This is a genomic window from Phormidesmis priestleyi ULC007, assembly GCF_003003695.1.
GTDB classification, from domain to species: domain Bacteria; phylum Cyanobacteriota; class Cyanobacteriia; order Leptolyngbyales; family Leptolyngbyaceae; genus Phormidesmis_A; species Phormidesmis_A priestleyi_A.
On the sequence record NZ_PVWG01000056.1, the window covers coordinates 1 to 25,104 of the forward strand.

At 44.6% G+C, this 25,104-nt stretch carries 22 protein-coding genes; 17 read left to right on the forward strand and 5 right to left on the reverse strand.

Annotation, left to right across the window (positions count from 1 at the left end; all coding sequences use genetic code 11):
• The first annotated feature begins 240 nt into the window (after window positions 1–240).
• From C7B65_RS28545 to C7B65_RS23975, 14 genes are all read left to right on the forward strand, one after another.
• The gene (locus tag C7B65_RS28545) at window positions 241–3,795 is read left to right on the forward strand and encodes a N,N-dimethylformamidase beta subunit family domain-containing protein (protein ID WP_219898717.1); all 3,555 of its coding nucleotides are present in this window, start codon (window positions 241–243) and stop codon (window positions 3,793–3,795) included.
• Window positions 3,796–3,974: 179 nt separating this feature from the next.
• The gene (locus C7B65_RS23915; protein WP_073074970.1) at window positions 3,975–5,603 is read left to right on the forward strand and encodes a glycosyltransferase family 4 protein; all 1,629 of its coding nucleotides are present in this window, start codon (window positions 3,975–3,977) and stop codon (window positions 5,601–5,603) included.
• A 22-nt stretch (window positions 5,604–5,625) separates the two neighbouring features.
• Entirely contained in the window at window positions 5,626–6,675 is a 1,050-nt protein-coding gene (locus C7B65_RS23920; protein WP_073074969.1) for a glycosyltransferase, read from the forward strand.
• 267 nt (window positions 6,676–6,942) lie between these two features.
• Complete coding sequence (locus tag C7B65_RS23925; RefSeq protein ID WP_073074968.1) at window positions 6,943–8,736, forward strand: ABC transporter ATP-binding protein; 1,794 nt, start codon at window positions 6,943–6,945, stop codon at window positions 8,734–8,736.
• A 45-nt stretch (window positions 8,737–8,781) separates the two neighbouring features.
• A complete protein-coding gene (locus C7B65_RS23930) occupies window positions 8,782–9,933 on the forward strand; it encodes a glycosyltransferase family 4 protein (RefSeq protein WP_073074967.1) in 1,152 nt (383 codons plus the stop codon).
• 67 nt (window positions 9,934–10,000) lie between these two features.
• Window positions 10,001–10,894 (forward strand): glycosyltransferase family 2 protein, encoded by an 894-nt coding sequence (locus tag C7B65_RS23935; protein WP_073074966.1) that lies wholly within the window; start codon window positions 10,001–10,003, stop codon window positions 10,892–10,894.
• A gap of 71 nt (window positions 10,895–10,965) precedes the next feature.
• Entirely contained in the window at window positions 10,966–12,021 is a 1,056-nt protein-coding gene (locus C7B65_RS23940; protein ID WP_073074965.1) for a glycosyltransferase family 2 protein, read from the forward strand.
• Window positions 12,022–12,052: 31 nt separating this feature from the next.
• Complete coding sequence (locus C7B65_RS23945; protein WP_073074964.1) at window positions 12,053–13,150, forward strand: acyltransferase; 1,098 nt, start codon at window positions 12,053–12,055, stop codon at window positions 13,148–13,150.
• Window positions 13,151–13,255: 105 nt separating this feature from the next.
• On the forward strand, window positions 13,256–14,356 hold the full coding sequence (locus tag C7B65_RS23950; RefSeq protein WP_219898718.1) for a glycosyltransferase family 4 protein: 1,101 nt from the start codon (window positions 13,256–13,258) through the stop codon (window positions 14,354–14,356).
• Window positions 14,357–14,440: 84 nt separating this feature from the next.
• Window positions 14,441–15,505: a glycosyltransferase family 4 protein gene (locus C7B65_RS23955; protein ID WP_073074962.1), complete on the forward strand. Its 1,065-nt coding sequence runs from the start codon at window positions 14,441–14,443 to the stop codon at window positions 15,503–15,505.
• 132 nt (window positions 15,506–15,637) lie between these two features.
• Complete coding sequence (locus C7B65_RS23960; RefSeq protein ID WP_073074961.1) at window positions 15,638–16,909, forward strand: glycosyltransferase family 4 protein; 1,272 nt, start codon at window positions 15,638–15,640, stop codon at window positions 16,907–16,909.
• A 61-nt stretch (window positions 16,910–16,970) separates the two neighbouring features.
• Entirely contained in the window at window positions 16,971–18,182 is a 1,212-nt protein-coding gene (locus C7B65_RS23965; protein ID WP_073074960.1) for a glycosyltransferase family 4 protein, read from the forward strand.
• Between the two features lie 16 nt (window positions 18,183–18,198).
• Window positions 18,199–19,323, forward strand: a complete 1,125-nt coding sequence (locus C7B65_RS23970; protein ID WP_073074959.1) for a glycosyltransferase family 4 protein — start codon at window positions 18,199–18,201, stop codon at window positions 19,321–19,323.
• A gap of 56 nt (window positions 19,324–19,379) precedes the next feature.
• Window positions 19,380–20,810: a hypothetical protein gene (locus tag C7B65_RS23975; RefSeq protein WP_073074958.1), complete on the forward strand. Its 1,431-nt coding sequence runs from the start codon at window positions 19,380–19,382 to the stop codon at window positions 20,808–20,810.
• A 178-nt stretch (window positions 20,811–20,988) separates the two neighbouring features.
• Here C7B65_RS23975 and C7B65_RS23980 read toward each other — a convergent pair whose 3' ends face one another.
• The 4 genes from C7B65_RS23980 to C7B65_RS23995 all read right to left on the reverse strand — a co-directional run bounded on the left by C7B65_RS23980 (window position 20,989) and on the right by C7B65_RS23995 (window position 22,991).
• Complete coding sequence (locus C7B65_RS23980) at window positions 20,989–21,459, reverse strand: NAD-dependent epimerase/dehydratase family protein (protein ID WP_219898720.1); 471 nt, start codon at window positions 21,457–21,459, stop codon at window positions 20,989–20,991.
• 143 nt (window positions 21,460–21,602) lie between these two features.
• On the reverse strand, window positions 21,603–22,190 hold the full coding sequence (locus C7B65_RS23985; protein WP_073074957.1) for a Uma2 family endonuclease: 588 nt from the start codon (window positions 22,188–22,190) through the stop codon (window positions 21,603–21,605).
• A 54-nt stretch (window positions 22,191–22,244) separates the two neighbouring features.
• A complete protein-coding gene (locus C7B65_RS23990; RefSeq protein WP_073074956.1) occupies window positions 22,245–22,568 on the reverse strand; it encodes a hypothetical protein in 324 nt (107 codons plus the stop codon).
• A 210-nt stretch (window positions 22,569–22,778) separates the two neighbouring features.
• Window positions 22,779–22,991, reverse strand: a complete 213-nt coding sequence (locus C7B65_RS23995; protein ID WP_219898719.1) for a ribbon-helix-helix domain-containing protein — start codon at window positions 22,989–22,991, stop codon at window positions 22,779–22,781.
• A 248-nt stretch (window positions 22,992–23,239) separates the two neighbouring features.
• Here C7B65_RS23995 and C7B65_RS24000 point away from each other — a divergent pair, with 248 nt between their 5' ends.
• From C7B65_RS24000 to C7B65_RS24010, 3 genes are all read left to right on the forward strand, one after another.
• The gene (locus C7B65_RS24000) at window positions 23,240–23,572 is read left to right on the forward strand and encodes a hypothetical protein (protein WP_073074955.1); all 333 of its coding nucleotides are present in this window, start codon (window positions 23,240–23,242) and stop codon (window positions 23,570–23,572) included.
• Window positions 23,569–23,700 (forward strand): hypothetical protein, encoded by a 132-nt coding sequence (locus C7B65_RS29395; RefSeq protein WP_280523198.1) that lies wholly within the window; start codon window positions 23,569–23,571, stop codon window positions 23,698–23,700. Before C7B65_RS24000 ends, C7B65_RS29395 begins: the two co-directional genes overlap by 4 nt.
• Before the next feature lie 378 nt (window positions 23,701–24,078).
• Window positions 24,079–24,588, forward strand: coding sequence for a transposase family protein (locus tag C7B65_RS24010; RefSeq protein WP_143162112.1), 510 nt, complete (start codon window positions 24,079–24,081; stop codon window positions 24,586–24,588).
• Here the strand turns inward: C7B65_RS24010 and C7B65_RS28960 are convergent.
• On the reverse strand, window positions 24,572–24,856 hold the full coding sequence (locus C7B65_RS28960; protein ID WP_223257499.1) for a group II intron maturase-specific domain-containing protein: 285 nt from the start codon (window positions 24,854–24,856) through the stop codon (window positions 24,572–24,574). The genes C7B65_RS24010 and C7B65_RS28960 overlap by 17 nt on opposite strands.
• Between the last annotated feature and the right edge of the window lie 248 nt (window positions 24,857–25,104).

The following is a 25,104-nucleotide window of genomic DNA, read 5'->3' on the forward strand; positions in this document are numbered from 1 at the left end:
CAAGAAAAAGGCGATGGCGCTTGGATTTGACCTCGTTGCTAAACCTGCTCTCCCGGAGTGTGTTTCTTAGGAGTTAAAGTTTTTGTAAACAAAATCACTATGGGGTAAAGCAAATATGAATTATTACTGAGACTGTCACTAGTGGCTTTTTTTTATGGTTTTCTAGAAAGATGAAGGGTTTAACGGTACGCATCTTTACAAGAAATTATTTGTATTTGAAAGTCATATAGGGTTTAACATATGCAGACTTTGTTTACTACTACAGCAACACCCGCTCTCCTCAATTTGACGGATGGTGCTGGAAGCGCGGGAGATTACGAACTCGGCATGGAGTTCCAAACTGCTAGAGCAGGTCAAATTGATGCCATCCGCTACTACAGAGCATCAAGTGAAATCGGTACTCATGTTGGTCGAATCTGGTCAAGCACCGGACAACTGCTAGCCAGCACAACCTTCACTAACGAGACTAGCTCAGATTGGCAACAACAAGCCTTAGCGACCCCACTGGTGATTCAGGCTAATACGACCTACATCGTCTCAGTGAATGCAAATCAATACTATGGTGCCACCAATAACGGCATCGCTACAACTTTGACGAATGGAGACTTGAGTGCAGTTGCTGATGGCAGCAATGGAGTGTATAACCTCAACCCCAGTAGTTTCCCAATTCAGTCCTTCAACAACAGCAACTACTTCCGCGATGTTGTCTTTACACCCAATGCTCCTGTCAATAATACTCCTGGTAGTTTGAATGTTACCGGGATTGCAACCCAAAACCTGGTTTTAACCGCTAACGCCAGCGATGCCGATGGATTAAGCGGAGTCACCATTGCCTATCAGTGGCAACAAAGTAGTAATGGCACCACTTGGACAAATATTACCGGAGCCACCAACCAAACCTTTACCCTAAGACAGCCACAAGTCAGCAACCAAGTTCGTGCAACTGCCACTTACATTGATGCTTTAGGCAGTAGTGAAGCTCTTACCAGCCCAGTGAGTACCGCCGTTACCAATGTGAATGACGGAGGAACGGTAGCGATTAGCGGCACGACTGTTCAAGGAAGTACCCTGATTGCTACAGCAGCGGATGTTGACGGTTTAACAGGTGTAACAGTGAACTACCAATGGCAACAGAGCGCCAATGGCACGACTTGGAACACGATTACGGGTGCCACCAGTTCCAGCTTGGCGTTAGATAGTAGCTATGTTGGTAATCAGGTGCGGGTCAATGCAATTTACACCGATGCGTTAGGCAGTAGCGAGAACGTCCTCAGTCCTGCATCTAGCACCATCACAGCGGTCGCTCAAACCCAATCCCTGTTCACGACTCAAACTCCCGTCACCGTAAACGCGACCGATGGCACTGGGAGCGCTGGAGACTACGAGTTAGGCATGGAGTTTAGGAGTACCAAGACCGGGACGATCAATTCCATCCGGTACTACAAAGCTTCGAGTGAGACGGGAACCCATGTTGGACGCATCTGGTCAAGCACTGGACAACTGCTGGGTAGTGTGACGTTCACGAATGAAACTGCTTCTGGATGGCAACAACAAGCCTTAGCAACCCCACTGACGATTCAAGCCAATACGACCTATATTGTTTCGGTGAATGCGAACCAATACTATGTGCTTACCAATAATGGAATTTCCAGCACCTTGACGAATGGCGACCTGAGTGCAGTTGCTGATGGCAGCAACGGAGTGTATAACCCCACTCCCAGTAGTTTCCCAACTCAGTCCTTCAACAACAGCAACTACTTCCGCGATGTTGTCTTCACACCCAACGCTCCTGTCAATAATACTCCTGGCACTATTACCCTCAGTGGCATATCCGCCCAAAACCAAACATTGACTGCAAACGTTGCAGACTCGAATGGATTAAGCGGAGTCACCATTGCCTATCAGTGGCAACAAAGTAGTAATGGCACCACTTGGACAAATATTACCGGAGCCACCAACCAAACCTTTACCCTAGGACAGCCACAAGTGAACCAGCAAGTACGGGCTAAAGCGATTTACACGGATGCTTTGGGGAACAGTGAAACCCCTGTTAGTACAGGGACATCCTTTGTTGTGAATGTTAATGATGCTGGACAAACTATCTTGGCTGGTAGTGCAACAGTTAACGCTAGTTTGTTAGCCAATGTTCTGGATACTGATGGTTTAACTGGAGTTACGATCAGCTATCAGTGGCAGCAGTTAGTTAACAGTGTTTGGACTAGTATTGCTGGGGCAACATCCAAATCACTCATACTCACTAGTGCTTTGCTCAATCAACAAGTGCGATCGCTGGCAAGCTACATCGACTCATTGGGCAGTAACGAAAGTGTGACGAGTTCAGGGGTGACTATCGCAGCACAGAACGCAATTGTTTTAGAGAACCAAAAGCCAGGAACCACAGCTTGGAAGATTTCTAGCAATAACCAGGCGATCAATCAGATTGAAGGCTATGGGGATGCAACCAGTATTAATAAAGGGCAAGCAATTAACTTCAAAATCTCCCTCGCCCAAGCTGGACAATACCGGATTGATGTTTATCGGCTTGGTTACTATGGAGGAGCCGGAGGTCGGCTTGTCACCAGTGTTACGGGTCTGAACGGTGTATCTCAAGCCAGCCCAACCACTAACCCAACCACTCGGTTAGTTGAATACAACTGGAATACCTCATACACTCTGCAAACTGGGGCAGACTGGACTAGCGGGCTTTACATGGCTAAATTGACCAGCACTAGCACAGGGAAACAAAATTATATCCAGTTTGTCGTGCGTGACGATAACCGCCCTGCTGATATTGGTTTCCAGGATGCCATTACGACAGCTGCGGCTTATAACAACACCGGTGGATATAGCGTTTATGATTTCAACAGTACTGCAGGACAGCGCGCCTATCAGGTGTCTTTTGATCGTCCCTTCCGGTATGGCTCGGCAGTGGGTACAGAGCAATTCAATAACACATTGACCTGGGAATACAACACGGCGCGATGGTTAGAGTCGCAGGGCTATGATGTTTCCTACTACACTAATTTGGATGTCCACACCGATCCACTCCAGTTATATTCTCAAAAGACTTTCCTCTCAGCAGGTCATGACGAATACTGGTCGATGGAAATGCGGAATACGATTGAGCAATCCCGTGACTATGGCACCAATTTAGCGTTCTTATCGTCCAACACGGGTTACTGGCGAGTTCGATTCGACCCTTCAACTTCTGGGCAGGCAAACCGTGTGATGACCGTTTATAAAGGGGATTGGGCGCTTGATCCGGTTGCTCAGGCAGATCCATCTCAAGCAACTACCGTATTCCGTAGCGCAGAGGTCAACCGACCTGAAAATGCCTTGTTGGGTGTCATGTACGTTGGAGATTGGGGAGCTACCAATGTTTACAATGGCTTTGACTACGTGGTAACAAATGCTGCCGATCCTTACTATGCCAATACGGGTCTTCAGAATGGAAGTAAATTAACAGGTTTGGTGGGCTATGAGTGGGATGCAGTTGTGAATAATGGGTTTACTCCCGCGGGTCTTGTCACTTTATCTCAGTCACCTACTCAAGCTCAAGCTGGGCTTCCACTTCTGCCTCCCGGAACAAACTCCAATATCTCGAATGCGGTGCGTTACACTGCGCCTAGTGGAGCAAAAGTGTTCTCGATTGGCTCTAATCAGTGGGTATGGGGGCTAGACAGCGATGGAGTAACCAATCCTCGTGAAGACAGCCGTGTTCAGCAAATAACAGTCAATATGTTTGCTGATATGGGAGCCAAGCCGCAAACGCCTAATGCTGGCATTATCGTTTAACTAATCATCGATAATGCTTTATTTCTGCTCTGTGTTCTTTAAGGTTTGCTTCATACTTTATAAAAAACAGAGCAGAAATAGAAAATAAAAAACAGAGCAGAAATAGAAAGTGTCTGAAAACTGTTCGCTAGGGTCGAGTGGGAAAATGAAGAATTAGCAAGGGTTGGTGAGAAAAACTTATGCAACAAGCCGCTGATAATACACCAAGACATTCATATGAGGAAGGGCACCAACTAATTCAGCAGAATTACAAGGTGTTTCGCACCCTACTTTCGCAGGCAAAAGATCTGGCACAGCGTGGCAAGTATAGTGCAGCAGCCGTTTATGGACAGATGGCAGCCTCTTATGCTCAATCCAATCACTGTGGTCTTTTCGTGAGCCATGAGTTGGAGCAGCTCATCATCATGATTGGACGACAGGCAACTTCCCCCAACCTTTACCCTCACAACACGTCTGCGTTACCCAGCAACCCAAAAAATATCCTGCATGTTTCCAGCATTGCTCCTGAATGTGCTGGAATTCCCCGGTTAATGCGGCGCTGGATTCAACAGGATAGTCTACGATCCCATTCTGTTGTCTTAACCAAGCATGCACCAAATGAAATCCCTCAAATTTTGCGAGACGCTGTAGCCCAGCGGCAAGGCAGGATATATCTGCTTAATGAGAAACCTGGCGGACTTTTAGCACGCGCTGAAAGATTACGGGAATGTGCAGCCTCAGCAGATGTAGTTGTGCTGCATACCTGGGAACATGACATCGTTCCGACTATTGCATTTGCCAATAAAAAACAATCGCCACCAATTATTTATACCAATCACGGTGATCATTGGTTCTGGATCGGCGCTAATGTTAGTGATGTGGTTGCCAATCTGCGTGAATCTGGTATGGGCCTGTCCCAAGAACGTAGAGGCATTGAGGCAAAACGAAATATGCTTCTGCCAACCATTTTAGAGCCTTTTCATCGCGCTCTTTCTCGTACCGAGGCAAAGCGGCAACTCGGAATTGATGAAAACAGTGTTTTACTCCTCTCCATAGCCAGAGCAGTTAAGTACAAAACCTCTGATGGGACTACCTTTGCAGATGCTCATGTTTCATTGCTGAAACAATATAAGCAGGCTGTGCTGGTCGTCATTGGTCCAGGCAGTCACGAAGATTGGTCAGCAGCGATTGAGCAAACCCAGGGCAGAATTCAAGTCCTTGGAGAAACTCCAGATACCGCTGTATTTTATCAAGCTGCTGATATCTACGTGGATTCCTTTCCTTTCGTCTCGATCACTTCCCTACTGGAAGCTGGAAGTTACAGCGTCCCTTTAGTAAGCCGCTACGCCCATACGTCTGCAGCATGTGGTATTTTTGGCGCAGACATGCCCGGTTTGACTGGCAATCTGATTCGGGTGTCAGACCTTGACGGCTATGAAGAAGTGTTGTCCCGTTTGATTGAGAATGAAGCATATCGACTTTCTTTAGGGGAAATGACTCGGCAGAAAATTGAAGAGACGCATTGGGGAAGCAACTGGCAAAGCTCTTTAGAAAATGTGTACGCCAACGCCATAGCATTACCAAGAGTAGTAGTACCCTCAGATTCGACGGACAAAATATTTTTAGGTGAACCAGATATTTTTCTGCCACTCATCCATAAAACAAGCCTTACCCAGATTATTCACTGGCATATGTCATTACTGCCGCTTATGGAACGGCTGCATCTGTGGCTAAGACTCATTAAAAAGAATGGTTTGCGTAATACTCCAAGTAATCTTCTAATGCCTGAGTGGCTAAGATCGCGCTATTATCGACTGCGATCGCGCTAATTTTTTACATTTCATACTTATTATGCTTGGAAAAATGCCACCAATTTATTTCTATTTTCCCCAAAAGATATCAACAGGACGTTTACCTCAAAATGCAGCCTCCTACTGGCAGTGGCAATGTGCCGAGCATTCGATATCTCCTATGCAGAGTGGCGGTTGCTTTTGGACCTTACAAACATATCTCTATCTCAATGACTATGGCTTCCCTTGTCAGTTAGTAGACACGATGCCAGTTGAGGGGATTGTTGTCTCCCACCGTGATTTTCTTGATGATTCTTTCCAACCAAGTTCAAAGATGATGCTCGTTTGTCTACGAGCAGATGTAGATCGCCATCCCTATGCCCAACTACATGTGGTTCAAAATCCTTACCAGGCAATTCCCAAAAAGTTTCTAGAGCTGTGGGAGAGCCATGCTATCCCACACTGGCCGCAGCCTTCTATCATCCCACGAGATCTTGAACGTGGGGATCTCTTTGAGAATGTAACCTTTCTGGGGAATGCAGTAAATTTGGTACCTGAGTTTCGAGATCAACTATGGTATGACCAACTCGAAAATTTAGGCTTGAAGTTCCAGGCAAAGTTGAGTCATGACCAATGGCATGATTACAGTGCAACTGACGTGGTTTTGGCTGTACGAGAACTAAGTCGGAACAATGATTGGCGGGGGAAACCTGCATCAAAGCTTTATAGTGCGTGGCACGCTGGTGTACCGACCATCCTAGGGTATGAGTCTGCATTTCGGGCAGAACGAAAAAGTGAGTTAGATTACCTGGAGGCAACATCCTTAGAGGAGGTTATTTCAGCTTTGAGACAACTTCGGGATAATAAAGAATTGCGCCATGCGATGGTAGAAAATGGTTGGCTTCGGGCTAGGGAAACGCAGCCAAATGCCATGGTCTCCAAGTGGCAAGATTTTTTGACCAAGATTGCAGTTCCAGCTTATGAAAATTGGTGTTCTTTGTCAGCTTGGCAACAGCAGCTTTTCTTTAATGCACGGCACTCATTTATCAAATCCCGCCCGGCATTTTATCGCCTCAAGCCAAAATTGTCTACCTTCTCAAGTCAAAATTGACGAAACTTTCGACTTATGTTTTGCAAGAGACAAGAAATATTGGGAATAAGTCTAAACAATATGCAGTTTGCTATATATATAGCAATCCTACTTCAGTTGTGAGAGTGGGACAGGCTTCCAGCCTGTAGGGACAAGATGCCCAATCCCACCATTCGTTTAGGATTGCTATATTTAAGACATCGTATCGACTGCCTTGACGCAAAGTAAGTAGAACAATTATTTCTTCAATAACCTTCACTATATGTGTAAGCATCTATGTAATTCTATATGACACAATTTTTTTCAAAGATTTTGTACCTTACTAAGGGACATCATAAGTCACTGGTTGGAATGGCTTTTTTGTTCCTCTTCATTTCTGGTTTGGAATTGTTTGGAACTGGCATGATTGGTCCGTTTATCGCTATTGCTACTGATCCAGATTTGATTGAAAGCAATACCTCGATCAATTCAATCTATAAATATTCAAATCTTAAATCCAAGGATCAATTTCTGCTTCTCTTGGGGGTTATAGTTGCTATTGCTTTCTATTTGAAAGCATTTTTTGCTTTTAATGCTCAATTGGCAGTTTTCAAGTTTGGCTTTAACTTGAAAGGCGAACTATCCAGAAAGCTGATGAAGGCTTATCTTGCAGCTCCTTATAGCTTTCACCTGCGCGTTAATTCAGCGACACTCATTCAGAATATTATCGGCACTACGGATAACGTCTGCCTGGGTGTCGTGATGCCGCTCTTGACATCGATCTCCAATTCTGTAGTGGTTCTGGCATTACTTTTTCTGTTAATTAAAACTGATGTGATGGCTTTGATCCTGATTTCGATGCTCTTGCTCGTTGTCTTTGGGTTATTGAAATTAACAAAAAATCGCTTAGATCGGTGGGGTAGAGATGGCTGGCAGGCTTCTAGTGAGATGATCCGCCTGCTAAATCATGGCTTAGGCGGGTTTAAAGAGACTCGTGTACTGGGTTGCGAATCCTATTTTGAAAATAAGATGGAGGAGCAGACGAGAAAGTATGCTGCAAATTTAAGCTTAGCTCAGGGATATGGTAATCTTCCCCGCTTTGCAATCGAAGCAGTGATGATCAGCTTTTTGATTGGTTTCACCCTTGTATTTATTAGTTTAAATCGAGGCGAGAAGCAAAGCCTGACTGCCGTTCTAGGAATTTTTGCCCTTGCCTCAATCCGACTGCTGCCGGCAGTCGGAAATTTAGTCTCTGGCATGAATACGGTTAGAACCAATACTTTTGCTGTCGATCAACTGTTTTCTGACTTTAAGGAACTAGAGAAGGAGCAGATCACTCCTAGGTTTAATTCTATCCATCGACCCGCATACTTACCACCTAGCCAAAATAAGCCGAATACGTCATTTACAAATGAAATCGTTTTAGACAAGATTTTCTTTCAATATCCAAACTGCACAAAAACTGCACTCGATGAGATTTCCTTAACGATTCGCAAGGGGCAATCGATTGGACTCATTGGCAAATCTGGTGCTGGTAAGACGACGTTGGTTGATGTGCTTCTGGGTCTTTTCATTCCTCAATCTGGAGACATTAAAGTTGATGGGGTTTCAGTGTATAAAAATTTGCGTGCCTGGCAGAACATGCTTGGTTACGTTCCCCAGTCTATCTTTTTAATCGACGATACCTTAGAACGGAACATTGCATTTGGGGTTCCAGATCACCTGATTGATCAGGGTCGATTGAGAAAGGCAATTGAAATGGCTCAACTGAGTGGAGTCGTTGAGCAACTTCCAGGTGGTATTAAAACAGTTGTTGGGGAGCGGGGAGTTCTGTTATCGGGTGGGCAGCGTCAACGAGTTGGGATTGCGCGTGTGCTTTACCATGAACGAGAAATTTTAGTTTTTGATGAAGCAACGGCTGCTTTGGATACGGAAACAGAGCATCTTGTCACAGAAGCGACTAAAGCCTTGAGTGGCACTAAAACCATCATTATTATTGCTCATCGCCTTTCAACAGTTGAGCATTGCGATCGCATTTATCAGATTGGGCAGGGTCGAATTTTGAAGTCGGGTAGTTATCAGGAAGTTGTTCTGGATCGTTAACCAAATAGCAGTTGGCTATTCTTGTAAACTGGAAGCAGGTCACTTATGAAATTGGGTTATGTGACTAACTACGATTCACGTAGTTTGACGAGGTCAAATGAGTGGTCTGGGACGGGATACTATATCGCACGGTCTCTAGAGAAACAAGCGATTCCTTTAGAGTATATTGGTCCTTTAGATAATCCGCTTATATATCGCCTCGTTCAGAAATATAAGCGGCATTACCATGAGCTTTTTAAGCAAAAATATCTCAAGAATTCGGCACCATATATCTTAAAAGATTATGCTAAGCAGATTTCCAATAAACTCCTTAAGACGAATGTAGATCTTATATTTAGTGCCTCAGCAAATCCTATCGCCTATCTTGACTGTAAACAGCCTATTGTGTTTTGGGCTGATGCTAGCTTTGCCAGCCTTTTAGACTTTTATCCTGACTATAGCAACCTTTGTCAGGAAACGATTAGGGACTGGCATCGCGTGGAACAACTGTCTCACCAGAAATGTCAATTGGCGATTTATTCATCTGACTGGGCAGCTCAAGCCGCTATTAATCACTACAGGATAGATGAGTCTAAAGTTAAAGTAGTTCCTTTTGGCGCAAATATCGAAGTTGAGCATAGCCTCTACGAAGTAAAAGACTTGATTGAATCGCGACCATCTAAACTGTGCAAACTTTTATTTCTAGGTGTTGAATGGTATCGCAAAGGCGGTGACGTTGCACTTAAAGTTGCCACGGAATTAAACAAAGCGGGCTTGAACACAGAGTTGACTATCGTTGGTTGCCAACCCATTACAGAAGATCCATTGCCCAACTTTGTTAAACCTCTAGGGTTTATCAGTAAATCAACGGATCAAGGCAAAGCCAGAATTTCTCAACTGATTGCAGACTCTCATTTTCTGCTTCTCCCCTCACTAGCTGACTGCACACCGATAGTTCTGTGTGAAGCCAATTCAGTTGGGGTGCCTTGTTTAACAACTAATGTTGGGGGTATTCCAACAATTATTAAAGATAATCTAAACGGCAAAACATTTGATACCACTGCCAATCCCCTTGAATATTGCAACTATATTTCAAGTCTATTTACTAATTACTCAAGCTATATAGAGTTGGCTCTCTCCTCCTTTAATGAATACGAGTCTCGTTTAAATTGGGATATGGCTGGGAAAGCCGTAAGAAAATTGCTTTTAGAAACTTAATTAGAGCTAATAAAAACAAAACTTGAGCTTACCTGATTCCAAAATACAAAGGACAGCAGGACTAATCATGAATAGCCTTGACAACATAACAGATCTCCACTTAGACATTTCAGTCTGCATTTGCACTAGAAATCGTCCTGAAGATCTTAGCAAAGCCTTAAAATCCGTTGAAGGTTCTACCTATCCTGCGTTTGAAGTGATTGTGTCTGATGACAGCACTAATGATGAGACTAAAAATCTCGTCGTCTTCCAGTTTCCAAAAGTGAAATATCTAGAAGGTCCCCGTAAAGGCTTAGGTGCCAATCGAAATAATGCACTGAAAACCGTTAGAGGTTCCCACGTATTGTTTATCGACGATGATGTAGTCTTAAATGAAAATTTCTTAGAGATCGTGTGTAATCGATTGGCAAAATATGCGGAGCAGGAATCCATTGATAATGTCATTATTAGCGGCATTGAAAATAAAAATGGTCAACTTATCTTTCCAGGAGAACAAAGTTTTTTGGGATACCAAAATGTGAGCTACAAAGAAGGCGATAGGATCAGAACAGTTGTTATTAATAGCGCTGTTTTCCCATTCGCATTATTCAGACATATCTTATTCGATGAAAAATTAGTCTACGGTAATGATGAGGTTGACCTAACGACTAGAGCAACTCAAAAAGGCTATAAAGTTATTCTCTGTCCCGAAGCTCTTAACTTCCATTATCCATCAGAAGTCAATCGAGGCTATTACGAGCCATATCACGATTCCACCCGAATTTATGTCACTTTTAAGCGGTATTTTGCCACTGAAAACAATACCTTAAAAGGTCTTATCTACTTACCTTATGCTTATATGTATGCTGCTGCTCGTAACTTCAAGTACCGAGGAGTGCGTAGTTTCTCTGAGACTCTTAATACGTTCAGTATGTCTTTGAAATTCATTACTGATGAGTTTCTTACTTCCAGCAAGTATTAGTTGCTTCAGCATGTCAATTAGGCATTTGGTATTGTCCAAATTTACTCAGCCTCAGGAGTTAAGGATGTGATATGAGGAATGAGCTTACTATTAGTATCATCATCAATAACTACAACTACGATCGCTTTCTCTCTCAGGCGATCGACAGTGCCTTAAATCAAACCTATTTCAACATCGAAGTTATTGTAGTGGATGATGGTTCTACTGATAGTTCTCGTGAAATCATCGCCACTTATGGCGATCGCATTACGGCTATCTTTCAAGAAAATGGTAAACAAGGGGCAGCGCTCAATAGCGGCTTTGCCGCCAGCCACGGTGATATTGTTCTTTTCCTGGACTCCGATGATTATCTCTTGCCGATGACAGTCCAGCGGATTGTAGAGGTATGGAAGCCGGGAGTTGGCAAAGTTCACTACCGACTGCAAGTCGTGGATACCGAAGGGCAGCCTTCAGGAGCTTTCATTCCGACGACTACAGCGAAGTTGGCGAATGGAGAGGTCTGGCGCGGGTTAATCCAAACTGGCGGCTATGTGAGTACTTGCATGAGTGGCAATGCTTATCACCGGATGGCATTGACTCAGATATTTCCCATTCCTGATGAATATAAAACCACAGCGGATGACTATTTGATGATCTCAACACCCTTTTACGGCGAGGTTGTTGGCATTGAAGACCCACTCGGGGTCTATCGGATTCACACTAGCAACCAATGGGCGTTGACCTCGGTCTCAGGCAGTCGGTTTCGCCGATTTGTCCAACATGATTTGCAAAACTTTGCGCTGCTGCTGCAACGCGCCAAGGAGTTCGGACTTGAAGTTCCTCCTGACCTAGAGACGCGATCGTTCGCTCGTTTGTGGTCACGTTTAGCCTCTCTGCGCCTAGAACCTCAAGCTCATCCTGTGCCTTCAGACCACCCTCTCCAACTGACTTACTGGGGGATTCGCTCTCTTTGGCAATTTTCTGAATTTAACTGGCAGAAACGGATTATTTATAGCCTCTGGTTTCTTTGGGTAGGGCTAATGCCCGTGTCTCTTGCAAATGTTGGGATTGTTTGGTTACAGGCTCCCCACCTTCGTCCCAAGGCAATTGATTGGACATTGACTAGAATTCGCGCATTGGTTAGTTAACGCACAATTTGGTTAAACCGGGAGCAATGTTATGGATCAAAAAAAGAGGTTATTAGGGATCGATTTATGCCGGGGAATTGCCGCTTATGCAGTTATTTTAGTGCATTCAGGCGACGAGACTTGGGGAGTTCCTATCGATCAAAGTGCGATCAGCTTCAGGCTTTTATTTTACTTTGCTGTCCCATTCTTCCTGGCTGCATCTTTCTATTTCATGACGCGCAAACCAAACATTGCCTCCTCCCCAGATTTTTGGAAATCTAAGTTTCAAAGAATCATCATCCCCTACTTGATTTGGAGCGGGATTTATTTAATTTTAAGGATCATCTTTTTCTCTAAATCAAATCAACCTGATCGATTAAATCAACTATTCCAAGATCCACTCTCCATTGCTTTTTGTGGAGGTGCGTCTTTTCATCTTTATTTTTTGCCGCTCTTGCTTGCAGGCAGCACTTTAATTTTGGCAGCAAGTTATTTTTCAGACAGTCGATTTAAGACTATGATGCTAGTCTTTTTCTGTTTGGTGAGCATTGCTATTCACGAGCTATTGATGGTTTCTGGAAACGGATTTAAGCTAGGCTCAAGTATAGCTTTTCAAGGAGTTTTGGATATGCTTTCACTAAATGTTGACGCATATCCACCCATTAAGCTTTTACTGGTTTATACGTATTGGATTTTATTGTGCTTACCCTACTTTTTTGCAGCAATTACTTTAAACCGATTTTTTTCAAAAAGAGGACTTTCATTGCTTTCATTCCGAGCAGTTATACCTATTCTTGTTATATTTTTGATCGCTGATATCTTTGGTTCTCGCTTTCTTCCTGGAACTATGAAGGATCTGATTATTGCCTATTCTCTCCTCTTATTAGGAATTTGCATATCACAGCGAATTGATGAGAACAATCGAATAATCTGGAATTTAGGGATGTGTTCCTTTGGCATTTATTTAATCCACCCTATTTTAATGAATTTCACTAAATTATTTATTGCTAGAGTGGATCTTGGATTGATGAAACAAGTCACTATTAGCTCTATGCTGATTCTTTCTTTAACAAGCTTTTTTTTGAGTTGGATAACTGTATCGTTGATGTTAAAAAGTAAATGGCTCGCGAAGTATGCGCTGGGTGTTTAAGAACATTTGATCTTAACTTTTGGAATATGCGATTCGCGTTGCAAGCCCATCCTTCAATAGAAGTGTTTTCTAGAGGTGAAAATGAGAATTGCTTTAATACGGACAATGCCTCATTTTAGTATGGATGTCTATGCAAATGGTCTGATTGCAGGGCTTAAAGCCATACATCCCAACTGGGAAATTATTGAATTAGTGCCGCAGGCATTTGATCGGGAAACACGTTCTTTGACTGTTAGGGCACAGAAAGCTTATGAGCGCTTCTGGCGATTTCCCAAGGAAGTTCAGCAGCAACCTGTAGACATTTTCCACATTGTTGATCACAGCGATGCTCACATTGTTCGTTGGCTAAGAAAAACGGGTAGACCCGTCGTAGTCACTTGTCATGATTTGATCAATATTCTTTATCCAGAAAACCTTCAAGGTTCAGTTAGGTTACCGATTATTAGCGATCGCCTCGGACGTTACTCAATCCAAGGTATGGAATATGCTGACGCTATTATTACAGTCTCGTCAGAAACAGCAAAGAATGTTGATCGAGTTCTTAATGTTAACCGCGATCGCGTCACCATTATTCCCAACGCAGTAGACCCTCTATTTCGCCCACACCCTGAAGAGCAGTCTCAAGCTTTTCGCGATCGGCTCAACGTTCCTCCAGATACATTTTGTTTATTGAATGTAGGAGGGAATCATCCCCGTAAAAACCTAAACACAATTCTCAAGGCGCTCAATATTCTTAAACAGAAAGGCTCTGCGGTTCAGCTTTGGAAAATTAGTGACGATTTTACAGATGAAGATAAGCGCTTTATTCAAGTCAATGATCTTGAAGATTCTATCAAGTATTTGGGCTATCTCGATAAAGCAGCTCTAGTTAACGCTTATAATGCCACTGACGTTCTTGTTGCACCCTCCTTTCATGAAGGATTTGGGATCACGCTTTTAGAAGCGATGGCATGTGGGACTCCAGTGATCACATCAAATGTTTCAGCGATGCCCGAAGTCGTCGATGATGCCGGAATTCTAGTTGATCCGAAAAATAGCCAAGCCATTGCAGAGGCGGTGTGTCGGCTTCAATCCGATCCTATTTATTATCAGGAGTTGCGAGATAAAGGACTCAAGAGAGTTCAGGCGTTTACGTGGGAAAATGTGGCGGAGCAGGTGATCGGAGTTTATGAAAGGCTATTAAAGCATAGGGCACCTTATCTATAAATTCAAATCTCAATACTTTAATGAGTTTAGAACAGTACATCCTGATTACGTCACTTTTTTATTCCTTTAAGGACGTTTTGAACAATGAAAAAGAAACTGTTGTTAGTTACATTTCCGGTAGACTTTGGCAGTAAAACTTTTGAGCAGAGATACATTAAGCTATTTGAAAATCACCTTGATCTGAGAATATATCGCTTTGTTCCTGATCAATTTGTTCCTAATCAAAAGTATTCAAATCCTTTACTAAGATTTTCTGCAACTATTGGAAGAAGACTTCTTGGTTCTATTGAATTGCAAAGGCAAGTTCGTAAAGCAAATCGAGAAAGTAGAAACATTGTTTTTCAAGGAGTGAGTCCAGCTCTTTTTGCCTATCCAGCAATCAATCGTGGTACTAGCTGCATTGTTACAGACTGGACTAGGAAACTTTATGAATCTATTGATGCTAGTGGGACAATATCTCCACCATGGCTTACCTTTATTCATAAACAAGTACTTAACTCACAAAAATATGTAATCGGTTTGACGGATGCTGTAATTGAGGGAATTTCTAAAGATTATGGTATTCCTCACCATAAGCTTAGAAAAAGTCGATTACCATTTTCAGTTGATTTAAACCTATTTGTACCTAGTCCCAATCGTGATGATGGTATCGTCAAAATTTTGTTTGTGGGTGGCGACTTTCAACGTAAGGGAGGAGATGTTTTACTGGATTGGTTTGTGAAACAGGATAAGCTACATTTGCAAATGACGATGGTAACGAGCCATCATCCAGGAGACTTTAAAGATGTCACAATCCAAACCAATGTTCAGTATGGTGAACCCAGGCATATCGATCTGTTTAAAAGTCATGACATTTTTGTGCTTCCTACAAAATGCGACGCTTACCCTAGTGTTATCGGAGAAGCGGCTTGTGCGGGGCTTGCAGTCTTGACCACTAGAAATGCTTTGGGTGCTCCTGAAATTATTCAGAATGGAGTGAATGGATATATTTGCGATTCTCAAGAAGCATTACTTAATCAGCTAGGTATGCTAGTTGAAAATAAGACTTTGATTGAATCTATGAAGCAAAGCAGTCGCGAGATAATGGAAAAGAACTTTGCGTTGGATCTAGTGCTAAAAGATTTTATGAGTTGTATTTTTGAAGATTAACTATTTATGATTTGGGTTCTATTAATTTTTTCTTTATATGTTTATGCTTGACTCTACGCCAACTATTTTTTCATTTTAATAAACTTAAATTTTACTTTTACTAACTGCTAATAAGAGAATCTGGAGCAAATTATGAGTGATACATTTCGGTTAGGAGTTGTTTTTACCCACCCAACTCAGCATCATGGACCGCTCTGGAGGAAACTTAGTGAACAACCAGGTCTTTCCCTTAAGGTACTTTATCTTTCCGACGAAAATCAGGGTAGCGGCGATCGCGATCTGGGTAGCAGTTCTCAAGGCTGGGATGTCGATTTGCTGAGTGGATATGAGCATGAGTATTTAACCGATCTCTCTGGAACGGTGCCATCGCAGCAAAAGAAGAGCATGCTCAGTCCAGGTTTGATCAGTCGCCTAACCAGAGGTAACTTTGATGCCATTTTCATGCAGAGTTTCGTTAACTATTCTTACCGATTGACCGCTCTCCTCTGCAAACTCCGTGGCATCCCATTAATCATGCAAAATGATGCCACTATCATGTCAGATGGGCGCTATAGTCGATCGCGCCGAGTCGTGATGTCAATGGTATATCCCTGGATGCTGAACTTGGCAGATTACTGGCTGTCTTGTGGCGATCATAACGAGATTCACTTGCGCCATTATGGTGTTTCAGATGAGAAGATTGTGCGGGGCTGTCATCCCGTAGACGGCGAACGATTTGAGCAATCCATTGCCCAGAACCAGAATGAAATTTTGCAAATTCGTCAGAAACTTGCTTGGGATGCAGATACGGTGATCTATGGGTTTGCCGGTAAATATATCGATCGCAAAAATCCTTTTGAATTCATTGAGGCGATCGCCAAAGCCCATCAACGCGATCCCCGGATTAGGGGAGTCATGATCGGTGGAGGCGACTTAGAATCTGAGATTAACAAACGCCTTGCTACATTGAATGGCGAGGTGATCAACCTTGGCTTTGTGAATCAAGCCAAAATTCCGCTCTACTATGCAGCGATGGATGTTTTTGTAGTCACTTCCTGGGTCGATCCCCATCCGCTTGTAGTGTCAGAGGCGATGGCATCTGGAACGCCTCCTATCTTGAGCGATCGCTGTGGGAATTGGGGTTATAGCGATACCGTTCGACATCGCTACAACGGTCTGGTCTATCCCTGTGGTGATGCTGACGCTCTGGTAAGCACAATGCTAGAAATAGCTGACTCTGATACTCGAAAACGCTACAGTGAACGCTCTAAGGAAGTCTTCTATGGGCAAGATCTATACTTTGAAGTTGATGCTTTCTTGGAAGTGATCGAGCGGATCAAATGCAACAATCGTGAAATAACCTGTGAGGTTAGCACTCCAGTATCGCAGGGTGCTGCAAACACAGTCCCTCTAAAATCCCCCTAAGGGTGCTAGCCAGATGTTTCAGAAAAGTTTAAGCAGGTCATAAAGACGAGGCACCTTGGTGATGAATGTTCTCATATCCGCTTATTCATGTGAACCCGGTAAAGGATCTGAGCGAGGCGTTGGTTGGAACGTGGCGCGAGAAGTTGCCAAGCATCATCAAGTTTGGGTATTCACCAGACCCGATGAGAGTCAGTCCGCAATTGAAGCCGAACTGGCTGCTAACCCCATTCCTAACCTGCATTTTGTCTACTTCACCCTGCCCTTCTGGAAAGACAGCCTCCGCTGGGGACAGTCTGGTGCCATGCAACTTCACTACTATCTCTGGCAAATCCAGGCATATTTTGTCGGACGCAAACTGCACCGCGAGATCGGCTTTGATCTGATCCACCATGTCACATTTGTGCGTTACTCCTCGCCCAGTTTTCTAGCCCTCCTGCCGATTCCATTTATCTGGGGACCTGTAGGAGGTGGTGAATCTGCTCCATTATCGTTTTGGACTGACTTTAGCTGGAAAAATAAGCTCTATGAGTCATTGCGTTGGGCATGGCGATCGCTCGGAGAACTGGATTTGTTTACTCGGCTAACGGCTCAACGAAGTGCGATCGCCTATGCGACTACCGAAGATACTGCCCAACGCCTGCGGAAATTGGGGGCACCCAATGTTGAGCGCTTGTCAGAATCAGGCATCTCACAACTTGAGATCGAACAACTCAGCCAGTGCCCGACCCCAACCAATTCTCCAGTCCGATTCATTAATATTGCCCGTCTTCTCCATTGGAAAGGGATTTACCTGGGACTGCGGGCATTTGCCCAAGCCAATCTCCCCGATGCTGAGTACTGGATTTTAGGCGAGGGACCTGAGTTAGAGCGTTTGCAAACGCTTACCTTCGATTTAGGGATTGCCACTCAAGTAAAATTTTGGGGACTGTTGCCGCGTGAGGAAGTGTTGGTCAAGCTGGGGCAATGTTCTGTCCTAGTGCATCCGAGTTTGCATGATTCAGGCGGATGGGTGCCTTTGGAGGCAATGGCATCTGGTAGACCCATCATTTGTCTCGACTTGGGTGGTCCATCAGAACTGGTCACAGCGGCAATCGGCATCAAAGTTGCAGCAGACAATCCAGAACAAGCCGTCAGCGATCTAGCCAAAGCGATGATTAAGCTGGCTGGAGACAGTAGCCTGTGCGTTCAAATGGGTCAGGCAGGACAGCAAAAAGTCAAAGAATTCTACAGTTGGGAAGCGAAGGGGAAGTTGTTTGCTCACACTTACAATTGACTAGGTATAATGAACAATGCACATTCTAGTTGCAGCCTTGCATCGCCCCTTAAAGCCTACTGGCGTTTGCAGACATGCTGCAAACTTGGCACAATGTCTGGCAGAAACGGATGAAGTTACCAAGGTGACGCTGATTGTAGGCGAATGGCAAAAAAGTTACTTTGAAGAGACGTTCAAGCTTTTTTCATCCAAAATCAATCTAATTAGCGTATCCATTAATAACAGTTCTCTTTCAAGAAATCGTTGGTTCTTATTTGGATTGCCAAAATTAGCCGATCGCCTACAACCCGATATCATTCACTTGTCCTTTCCCTTCCCATTCCTTCGGCAGTGGTTTAAGGCACCAGTAGTCGCAACCATTCACGATCTCTATCCTTATGAATGTCCAGAGAATTTTGGCTATCCCCAAGTGTGGTTTAATCGCTGGTCTTTAAGGCAATGTGTTGACCAGAGTGATGGACTGTCCTGTGTTTCTAAATCGACTTTAGAGTCTCTTAAGCATTATTTCCCACACATTGATTCTTGTAAGAAAACAACTGTAATTTATAACTATGTAGATTTCAGCCATGTCAGTCCTAAAATTCCTGAAAAAGTTTTTCCCGACGAGAAGTTTAGGTTTCTTCTTTGTGTGGGTCAGCATCGAAAAAACAAGAATTTAGATTTATTGATCCACTCCTATCACAACTTGCAAAAGAATAGCGTTCTAAAACCCGCAACCAAACTACTGATTGTTGGTAGTTCTGGACCAGAAACAGAGAATATCCTATATCAAATTCAAATGTTTGCTTTGCAGGAACAGGTGCTGCTTCTCTCTTCTATTACAGATGAGGAATTATGTTGGCTATACCAAAACTGTGAACTCTTCGTTATTCCTTCCTCTACCGAAGGGTTTTGTTTGCCTTTAGTCGAAGCTCTATCATTATCGCCGAGAGTAGTCTGTTCAAATATCCCCATTTTTCAAGAGGTCGGTTCCTCTAACTGTAACTATTTTGAATTGAGCAATGATCTTGTCTACAATCTTACAGAGGCGATGACTTTTGTGCTTTCGCAACCTGCTATGAACCGACTTTCTGCGGATACCCGGTTTTCAAAGGCGAGTGTCGCTCAGCAACTCTTGAATTTCTACACCTCAGTCCAATAATTTTACTTCTCCTTAACTAAGCATGACTTTTGGTTAATTTTAAGCGTAATTAATTTATGAGTTCTCAAGTAGTAGTCTATAAAAAAAAGAAAGGAATAGTTAGAAGTTCTACACTAATCTTGATAGGATTTGCTACTGCTTTTTTCCCGCGTCTCTTAACCTACTTTGGAGGTCCCCCACCCATTAACTTTGTTCATTTTGGAGTCGTTCCAATTGTCGTAGTCATTGCGCTACTGCAAACGCGGGTTAAAAATCGTCAACAAATTGCGATCGCTTGGGAACTCATCGTTGGTTTAGGTATCCTGCTTACCTGCATGACTGCGAGTGCGCTGATCAATGATGCGGGGTTTTTAAACATCTTTCTCCAATTTATGCTGAATGGAGAACCCTTCTTGCTGTTAATCGCTATAGTGGCTCTTCCCTTAGCAGGTGAAAACCTAAAGAGATTTAGAAGTTGGATAGTGGGTTTCTGCCTATTTAATTTGATCTTAGCAATTGCTCAGTCTATTCTTCTGCCTGTAGGGCTTTATCCTGGCGCTCAAGGAGGTCAACTGATCACAGACAATATTGCGGGTGTCTTCGCATCCAAAGGTGGGAGTGCCGGAAACTATATATCTTGTACTGTTTCGCTATACTTCGCCCTGTATTTTTTCAATGTCTTTAAGACGGTTCCTCTTTGGAAGCGGATCGCTCTATTAATAGCGGCTTTCTATCAAACGTCCGTTTCCGACTCAAAGCAAATATTTGTAGCGTTTTTTGCAGGCTGGCTGCTCGTGGTTTTAACAAATGTCAAAAAACCTGCAAAAATATTGATGTACATAATTCCACTCATTCTGATAGTTTGCCTATTTTATTGGGCGCTTGCTTATACAGACTGGGAACCGTTAGAGCCCTATCGAAATTTTACAACGGGTCGGGCAGAGCAAAATCTCTATGGTCCTGACGGAGAAGCAACTATACTCAAGACCTCAGCATTTCGCGTTATTCCTGCTTACTACACAACACCGTTAAACTGGCTTTTTGGGCTTGGTCCAGGTCACACCGCTACTCGTCTAGGCGGATGGATTCTAAGGGATTATAAGGCACTGCTACTACCACTCGGTGCAACAATTCATCCTGCGTCTGAGGCGTTTTGGCAGATTATCTTAGGTCCAGCGGGATGGCTTTCGCGGGAATCTACCATGTATTTCCCCATGTTCACGTGGGTGGGGATCTGGGGAGATTTGGGGTTGGTTGGTTTGGCAGCCTATCTCTACCTCAGCTCTATTGTGTGGCGCAGGATTTGTGTAGATGATTTTTGCAAGTTTTTGCTACTTTCTACAGCAGTTCTGGGTTTCATCATCACTCAAATGGAGGAACCAGGACAGATGCTCACGATCGCTTGCTTTCTAGGCTTACGCTGGCATGAAGAACGAGAAGCCAAGAACACCCTCCACGATGACCTATCGCCTCCACCTCTCCTATCTGTTCACAGCCAACACTGGTAAGAGCTTGATAGTTGAGCTTGCAAAATCCGCAGATCGAGTACCGAATGCTACGCTCTTACGCAAGATAACTTTGTCTCAAACTTACTGGTAGTGCCCTTATGTAAAGGACAGAGAAAAAGCCTAATTCTGAAAGCCTTACCTAGCAAGCCTTCTAAAAATAACGATTATTCTTCATCCTTTAAGAAATAGGACTACCAGCTTGCTGACGATACCATTCAATTGTTTTCTCCAGTCCTTGGCGAAAGTCCATTTCAGCTATGAAGCCGAACTTTTCTGTTGCTCTCTGCGTATCTAAGCAACGGCGGGGTTGCCCGTTAGGTTTATCCGTTTCCCATACTAATTCACCGTCATAACCCATCACTTCGCAGATCAGATCGATCAGGTCTTTAATCGAAATTTCATAGCCTGTCCCCAAATTTACTGGCTCTGAGTCGTTGTAGAAATTGGTTCCCATCACAATGCCACGGGCTGCATCCGTAGAATATAAGAACTTGCGGGTCGGTGAGCCATCTCCCCACACTGGTATCCTAACTTCACCCCGTTGCTGCGCCTCACACACCTTACGAATCAATGCCGGAATTACATGGGAGCTTTGGGGATCAAAGTTATCTTCTGGATCATATAGGGGTTGAGCCGATATACGCTCAATTTAGTGCAAGAAAGGGCTGAAAGCCTGATTCTGTCGTAGATTTTTGACGCTTTTCCCCTTGCCTGGAGCTTGATCCAGAAGCTCAACGTGACAAGGCTTTCCAGCCCATGTTGCACCTTCTTGGTCTTATGTCGGCTCAACCCCTACTTCCTTCCAATAGAGGCTTGAAAGGTTTGAACAGCCAAGGGAAAGTCAGTCTCAGCCATCAGAATGCAGCGTTGTAGGAGGTCTACATCCAACTGCTGGAGTCCAGGCAGCTCGCTACGGTCAATCCGCTCGTAGCGATGGGTTCTCAGATGATGCAACGTGAGGACACCATCCTGCCAAAACCAGACCTCGGACACGCCTAAAGCCTGATATCGAGCCAGCTTATTGGCGTTGCCACTCGTAAAAATGACCTCAATGGATAAATCAGGAATCGGCTTTGCGCCCCCTAGACAGTAAGACTTATCTGCCTGAGCCGAGGCTTTTCCCTCGCGCTCCTGGGTGACGGAACCAGACGGGACGAAGGCAATGCCTTGGGATAACAGAAACGTGGTCACGAGATAGCCAATAATTTCTGAAAAGTTCTCGTGCTGGAATCCGGGCATAAAGACTTCGATCATTCCCTCGTAATAAGCCAGTCGCACGCCAGGAGAGTCCTCCGATGCCTGCTGCATCAGCTTGAACTTTTCCCACGTTCCCTGGAGAACGATGCGCTGGTCGGTAGTTTTTTCAAGTAGTTGCGTCATGGATGATCGCTCTCCTATTTACCCTTGCTCTTAGTGGTAGGGACTTTTTGCCATTTAAGCTGCCTGAGTTCTGCCGTAGACGTGACGAATTGCATCAGGATTAATCTGCTCTGTCAACTCATCTAACTTGTTACTCAACTTGATACCTTCAGATAAAGGGGAGGTATCAAGAGATTCACAAATCAGCAGGGCATGAATTTCGATGCCAGACTTTGAGGGAATCTGTACGATTTCTGGCTGCACTCCGATCTGTTTGGCAAACTCAAACACGGTGGAGGCATCGGCTAAACCTAGATTAATCGATAGCTGATGTTCTCCTGATTTTGGGATGTAGCGAACGGTTCGCAGTCCCTTAACTTCCAGTGTTGCTGTCGTCATCGTTATCGCTCCTTTCACTTCTAAACCAACAGATGAATCGATAAGTGCTTTTATAGGGCGTTACAGTTGCTTGAGTTACGGTCAGAAGATCGGTGAGGGTTTGTCCGTCTGCGATCGCTTGACACTTCGCTTTGGCTTCATCGATAGTCTATGCCCTAACTTCTTGCTCCCACTCCTCAAAGGGCTTGTCTGGGTCTTGCAGCATGATGCCTACTTGCCTACCATCACATCAGTCGTTTTCACCAGTTTTTCCGGTGGGTACTTCTCTGGATACTTCTGTCTTACAGCTAATTCAACTAGAAATGCTGCAAGGTTAGCGCGTGGTCTACCCTCTTCATCAGCCCATCGCTGCAAATCTTCACCAATTTGATCGGGCACGTTTACACTGAACTTAGCCATATTAGCTTGAGATGCTTGAGTCATCTGAATTTTAGCCTCCATACGTTTACAACGATTCAAAGTCTTCTAATTAGAATTTAGCGTAATCTAATTAGATGCTATCATCGATTTCGTAGGCAGGCGAAAAAAGGCAGAAACGGGTTAGAGATGTCACAGAATGACCCCTCCTTTTCCATGCGCCTGAAAGTATCTCAAAAGATCCTCACGAAAGGAATTGAAGTTTTATGAATGCGACCATCAGCCCCACGATCGCTTAAACCAATCAAGCCAGCTTGCCCAATGCTGCCACTATTAGCCAAGTCACACCCATCGGCTTAGATGTCGGCAACGGGGCCGTCAAGATGACCTCCTCAATGGGTCAGACCTTGATGGAGTCCTATGTCTACTACCTTTCAGAACGAGCGACCCATGCCAATCTCGGCTATGTCGAATATCTCAGCGGAGATCGCGCTGACCTTGCAGGCAAGCAGTGGATCGGTGGATCGAATGCCTATTTTCAATCTCCGAGCGGGGTCTATCGCGTCACTGACTGCACCGATGCCGATGCCATGACGCTGCTAGTCTCGATTCCCTGTCAGTTGCGAGATGGAGTTTTTCAGCAATGACTGACCACTCAAAACGTCTTCTAGCCTGGTTTGCAATGACGTGGCTGTGTCTAGGTGGATGCCTGGCTGTGCAGTATTTCACTGGGTTTCCGCTCAAGCTTCTCCAGATGCAGGAGGGCAAGAAGTGAACTACCACCGAGACGATGGAACCTTTTCGAGCGGTCTGATAGTTGCAGCCCTGATTGTTCTGGCTTTCATCTCTGGTTACTGGGTGCGAGATAAGGGGTTCATCATTCGAGTGCAAACGCCCCCGGTGCAAAGTAGGGCTAATTCGTTGTGATGAAGAAAATTTAGGATGGGGAGGTTCCTAATTTCGGCTCTCGGTTTATGGCAAAAACCTTGATTGATTATCTCAAGACAGTGGAAGACTATCGAGCCTTGCGGGGAAGACGGTATCCCTGTGGCTCATGCTATGACTCGTCATCCTGGGCACGTTGAGCGAGTGCCAGGGTTACAGTGCCTTGGAAGACTTCTGTGTGCGGCACTCTGGGGAATGAGGTGAGCGCTTGAGGATCCCTTCAAAGCGGTTGCCTTCCGATTCCACGTTTCGACGATTGTTTGAGCAGTTAAACTTTGAGCGCTTGAGCGAGTGCTTTAATCAATGGGCAACCGAACAGATGGGCATCGAAGCGGGAGATTGGCTGGCAGTCGATGGCAAGAGTATCAAAGGTACGGTCGAACAGGCACACTCGTCTTATCAAAGTTTTGTCAATTTAGTGTCGGTTTACAGTCAGCGGCAGGGGGTAGTCGTCGCCCTTCAGCAATTCGAGAATGCTCAGGAGAGCGAGATCAAAGTCGTAGAAGCCTTGCTCACCCAACTCGGCGTTCCCGGTCGAGTAGAGAGGACTCCTGAAATGTTTAGGCTTGCTTTGTATTCCCCGTTGCTCTCACCTTTCGGAACGCGAGAGTGTCACAAGATTCAGCCCTGCACCCTTGGGAGCCTCCCCCTCACAGAAGCCTGCCTGCGGTTTTCCCGCACAAGCCTCTTCATTCGGTCTTTCACCAGATGGGATTGAGTGACACTAAGCGACCCGGTTTCGGGAGGGGATACCTAGCGTGGTAGCGCTCAAAGCTCTCCCACGTAAAGCTGCGACGCTGACTGCGGCGGTTCAACCACTTCAACAGCAGTCTGCGGACTGCCCGTTCAAAGCGGTAGAGTGCCTGACCATTGTCAGTGACCCCAAAGTAATTGAAATGTCCCCGCAACTTTCGCCCCAATGCTTGCCAGAGTTCTGGCAGCTTGTGCGCGTTCCGTTCCTGGCGCAACCATTGATTGATGGACACCAGAACACGACGAAATCTTTTCTTTGAGGTCTTGCGCTTCAATCGAGCTTTCCCATTCCGGCTTCTGCCCCAGTAGTGGGTGAAGCCCAGAAAATCAAAGGTCGGGGGACTTCCCCCCTCCCGGAATACCTGCCAAGTTCGACGCTTACCAAACTCCAACAGTTGGGTTTTCTCCTAAGAAACACACTCCGGGAGAGCAGGTTTAGCAACGAGGTCAAATCCAAGCGCCATCGCCTTTTTCTTGAGGT

What these genes read in the sequence shown, in the direction of transcription:
- C7B65_RS23945 (WP_073074964.1), top strand. Translation starts at nt 12,053, where the DNA reads ATGGATCAAAAAAAGAGGTTATTAGGGATCGATTTATGCCGGGGAATT.
- C7B65_RS23960 (WP_073074961.1), top strand. Translation starts at nt 15,638, where the DNA reads ATGAGTGATACATTTCGGTTAGGAGTTGTTTTTACCCACCCAACTCAG.
- C7B65_RS23985 (WP_073074957.1), bottom strand. Translation starts at nt 22,190, where the DNA reads ATGACGCAACTACTTGAAAAAACTACCGACCAGCGCATCGTTCTCCAG.
- C7B65_RS23990 (WP_073074956.1), bottom strand. Translation starts at nt 22,568, where the DNA reads ATGACGACAGCAACACTGGAAGTTAAGGGACTGCGAACCGTTCGCTAC.
- C7B65_RS23955 (WP_073074962.1), top strand. Translation starts at nt 14,441, where the DNA reads ATGAAAAAGAAACTGTTGTTAGTTACATTTCCGGTAGACTTTGGCAGT.
- C7B65_RS23925 (WP_073074968.1), top strand. Translation starts at nt 6,943, where the DNA reads ATGACACAATTTTTTTCAAAGATTTTGTACCTTACTAAGGGACATCAT.
- C7B65_RS23965 (WP_073074960.1), top strand. Translation starts at nt 16,971, where the DNA reads ATGAATGTTCTCATATCCGCTTATTCATGTGAACCCGGTAAAGGATCT.
- C7B65_RS23970 (WP_073074959.1), top strand. Translation starts at nt 18,199, where the DNA reads ATGCACATTCTAGTTGCAGCCTTGCATCGCCCCTTAAAGCCTACTGGC.
- C7B65_RS23950 (WP_219898718.1), top strand. Translation starts at nt 13,256, where the DNA reads ATGCCTCATTTTAGTATGGATGTCTATGCAAATGGTCTGATTGCAGGG.
- C7B65_RS23940 (WP_073074965.1), top strand. Translation starts at nt 10,966, where the DNA reads ATGAGGAATGAGCTTACTATTAGTATCATCATCAATAACTACAACTAC.
- C7B65_RS28545 (WP_219898717.1), top strand. Translation starts at nt 241, where the DNA reads ATGCAGACTTTGTTTACTACTACAGCAACACCCGCTCTCCTCAATTTG.
- C7B65_RS23995 (WP_219898719.1), bottom strand. Translation starts at nt 22,991, where the DNA reads ATGACTCAAGCATCTCAAGCTAATATGGCTAAGTTCAGTGTAAACGTG.
- C7B65_RS23935 (WP_073074966.1), top strand. Translation starts at nt 10,001, where the DNA reads ATGAATAGCCTTGACAACATAACAGATCTCCACTTAGACATTTCAGTC.
- C7B65_RS23915 (WP_073074970.1), top strand. Translation starts at nt 3,975, where the DNA reads ATGCAACAAGCCGCTGATAATACACCAAGACATTCATATGAGGAAGGG.
- C7B65_RS23920 (WP_073074969.1), top strand. Translation starts at nt 5,626, where the DNA reads ATGCTTGGAAAAATGCCACCAATTTATTTCTATTTTCCCCAAAAGATA.
- C7B65_RS23975 (WP_073074958.1), top strand. Translation starts at nt 19,380, where the DNA reads ATGAGTTCTCAAGTAGTAGTCTATAAAAAAAAGAAAGGAATAGTTAGA.
- C7B65_RS23930 (WP_073074967.1), top strand. Translation starts at nt 8,782, where the DNA reads ATGAAATTGGGTTATGTGACTAACTACGATTCACGTAGTTTGACGAGG.
- C7B65_RS29395 (WP_280523198.1), top strand. Translation starts at nt 23,569, where the DNA reads ATGACTGACCACTCAAAACGTCTTCTAGCCTGGTTTGCAATGACGTGG.